This is a genomic window from Protofrankia sp. Cj3 (genome assembly GCF_917627355.1).
GTDB lineage: Bacteria > Actinomycetota > Actinomycetes > Frankiales > Frankiaceae > Protofrankia.
Genome location: NZ_CAKJTR010000004.1, coordinates 20,815 through 23,465 on the forward strand (window position 1 = coordinate 20,815; position 2,651 = coordinate 23,465).

Annotated in this window: 5 protein-coding genes; 4 read left to right on the top strand and 1 reads right to left on the bottom strand. The window is 60.1% G+C overall.

What is annotated here, in order from left to right:
* The first annotated feature begins 620 nt into the window (after window positions 1–620).
* The 4 genes from MJ783_RS01040 (at window position 621) to MJ783_RS23350 (ending at window position 2,279) form a co-directional block, all read left to right on the top strand.
* The gene (locus tag MJ783_RS01040; RefSeq protein ID WP_239307992.1) at window positions 621–887 is read left to right on the top strand and encodes a hypothetical protein; all 267 of its coding nucleotides are present in this window, start codon (window positions 621–623) and stop codon (window positions 885–887) included.
* Window positions 888–1,143: 256 nt separating this feature from the next.
* Window positions 1,144–1,296 (top strand): hypothetical protein, encoded by a 153-nt coding sequence (locus MJ783_RS01045; RefSeq protein WP_239307993.1) that lies wholly within the window; start codon window positions 1,144–1,146, stop codon window positions 1,294–1,296.
* The gene (locus MJ783_RS01050) at window positions 1,293–1,541 is read left to right on the top strand and encodes a hypothetical protein (protein WP_239307994.1); all 249 of its coding nucleotides are present in this window, start codon (window positions 1,293–1,295) and stop codon (window positions 1,539–1,541) included. The genes MJ783_RS01045 and MJ783_RS01050 overlap by 4 nt, the downstream gene beginning before the upstream one ends.
* Before the next feature lie 114 nt (window positions 1,542–1,655).
* Window positions 1,656–2,279: a pentapeptide repeat-containing protein gene (locus tag MJ783_RS23350; protein WP_255724334.1), complete on the top strand. Its 624-nt coding sequence runs from the start codon at window positions 1,656–1,658 to the stop codon at window positions 2,277–2,279.
* Between the two features lie 16 nt (window positions 2,280–2,295).
* On the opposite strand, the gene amcA is transcribed toward MJ783_RS23350, so the two are convergent.
* Window positions 2,296–2,651 (bottom strand): multiple cyclophane-containing RiPP AmcA (amcA, locus tag MJ783_RS01060; protein WP_239307996.1); only part of this gene is annotated, 356 nt, incomplete at its 5' end.

Consider the following 2,651-nt stretch of genomic DNA (forward strand, 5'->3'; position numbering starts at 1 on the left):
GCTCCCGGGCACAGCGCGCCGTCCTTCGACGCGGTCTACCGATCGACCACGGATGCTCCCGATGCCCGGCGACGCAGGAAGGAAACCGCCCGAACCAAGCACTACCCTGAGTCTTCTATCAAGCACTAATGGTTACCTTGATTCGCTCGGATCGCCACCGCAGCGCGAACCAGGGCCCGTAGGCCGGCCCGAGGCGGAGATCCCAGGGCGGAGATCCCAGGGCGACCACCGTCCGCGCGCACTCGACCAGCACCGCCTCGTCGCCCCCACTCGGGACGATGATCACCCCGCAACACCGGCACATCATCAAGATTTTCCGACGCTCGGTGATATTTGGTGATATGCGATGGCCTTCGGTACCGGCGCCGGCCGAGCATCGGGCGCATGACCGCCCGGCCCGACTCCACAAAAAAATTAATCCAATACACCAATAAATCTCATGTGCCAATCAAGACCATAGCGGCCGTACTGGACAACGCCCGGCCAAACACCTGTGTGAGCTGCGCAAATGTACCGGCACACCGTAAAAGTTGACCGGCTACGCACGCACTACCTATCCTTCGAACATAAACCCGTTCCAGCTTGATATTGGTTAAGCTGGCAGCTCAGAAGGAGTATCTATGAAGACAGCTTCCATGTTTACCGTCAAGCCAGTTTTGATGTTGCTGATCGCGACGCTCCTTGCCGTCGGTGCGCTAGTCGCAACTCCGGCGCTGACGGGCAGCACATCGACATTCCATCTGGCCGAGGACGAATCCGCGTTTTTCGTACCCTCTATCGCGGAAGATGATGTGAAAAAAATGAAAGAAAACGAATGGAAGGAACCGATCCACAGACATCCATATGGTCCAGAATGGGACCTCCGTAGCAAGATTTCGTCAAAGTAGCTATGACTGTATGTAACAATGCTCGCATGTCGGGATGGGGGGTTGGGGCCGCAGTGTGTAGGTGTCCCCAAAGGTTCGAGGCCTCCCCAGGGACGGTGAGACGGCGGGCTGCCGGTCACGAAGAGCGACTGGAACTGTGGGGCTGTCGGGGTGCGACACACGAGGCCGAGGTTATTGCTTAGAGGCACGACTCCTGATGATCTTTGGGTATCTCATCCCATGGGTCCCCAAGAGTCGGTCAGGTAGCCCCGGCGGGGTGCAGGTGATGGTGGGCCCGAACGCGCCGCTGGATGTGGCGGGCAAGTGGTGGGACTCGCTGACGCTGGCGGGCACGATGGCTGCCCTGTGGTACCGGGCTCAGGTCTCCGGGTTCCCGGGTGGTCGGCACCGTCGGGACGGGGGCCGGTGATGGCCGGCGGCGTGGTGCGGGCGCTGAGCTGCACGCGGCACACCGGTCCCGGGGACGGCGCCGAACAGCGGGAGGTCTTCAGCTCGGCGTGTGTGGCGCGGGGCTGGTCGGCTGGGGGTGCAGTGCGTGAGTTCGGGTCGAGGCTGCGGGCCTGGTGGGCGGCGCTGGGGCTGGTACAGGCGGGCCGGTATGACGTGGTGGTGGTCGACAGCATCGACCGGCTTGAAAGACGAAAAGAACGTTAGCGACGGCGATCACAAAACGGGCCAAGATCATGATCTGACACCTTCCGGATGCCTACCCGCACTGCCTCTATGCTGACGTCCGTGGACTTCAGGGATGTGGGCGAGCGGCGGCAGATGCGGCGGCCATCGATAGAGGTTGACGAGCTAGAAGACGCTTCAACTGGCTTGAGGGGCCAATTTGATCTAGATGGTCTTCGGCTGACAGGCGAGCAGTCTGGCGTCCGTGGCGAAGGAAGTATTTCTCGCTCCATTCTGTCGGGAAGTGAACTTTCGGATGCCAGCCTCGGGCCCCTTAGCTGCACCGATGTTCGATTTGAGGGTGTGGACCTCTCTAACTCTTCCTGGACTGGCGCTGGCATGCGCAGGGTCGAGTTCGCGGGATGTCGAGCGGTGGGCTGGTCGGCTCAATTTGAGCGCGTCGAAGATGTCGCGTTCACTGACTGTCGACTGGACTACTGCTCATGGGTGACAGAAAATAGCTCGGGTTTGGTGCTGTTCGAGGGATGCACTTTCCGGGATGCCGAGTTCGGCGGACGCATGGACAAGTTTATCTTCCGCGGCTGCAAGCTAGCCGGCGTACGTTTCGACGCGACGTCTGCCGTACAGTGCGACCTTCGGGATGCCGAGATCCATGGTATGCATGGCCTTGCCACGATGCGCGGCGCTAGAATCGGCCTGCACCAAGCTAGCGAAGCCGGTGTGATTCTCGCGGAAGACATCGGACTTTCGATTGAATAAGGGGTGGGAGCTGAATCTACTTCTTCTTCCCCTTCTTGTTCCAGTTGTCCCAGCTCGGGCTGTTGTCGAATTTTGTCGCTTTTTTACCCCAATTGTCCCAGCTCGGGCGGTTGTCGAACTTTTGGGAAGATGCTCCCTGCTCGGGAGGGCTCGGCCAGTCCTCGACGAATTCGCGGATGGATCCGCCGACTGCCTCCATCAGTAGGATCTTGCTATTTCGGCAGTAGCTTGTCTCCGTGCTGTCCAGGCGGCCGTGTTCAAAGTATCGATTTGCGGCGTGACCTCCGCGGCAGAAGTCAAAGAGTCGACACGATTCGCGACACTCCTCGACTCCGCGGGCGTAGTCGAGAACCCAACTCGATCGCCAACCAC

Coding starts and splice junctions, on each gene's coding strand:
- MJ783_RS01040 (WP_239307992.1), top strand. CDS start 621: ATGAAGACAGCTTCCATGTTTACCGTCAAGCCAGTTTTGATGTTGCTG.
- MJ783_RS23350 (WP_255724334.1), top strand. CDS start 1,656: ATGCGGCGGCCATCGATAGAGGTTGACGAGCTAGAAGACGCTTCAACT.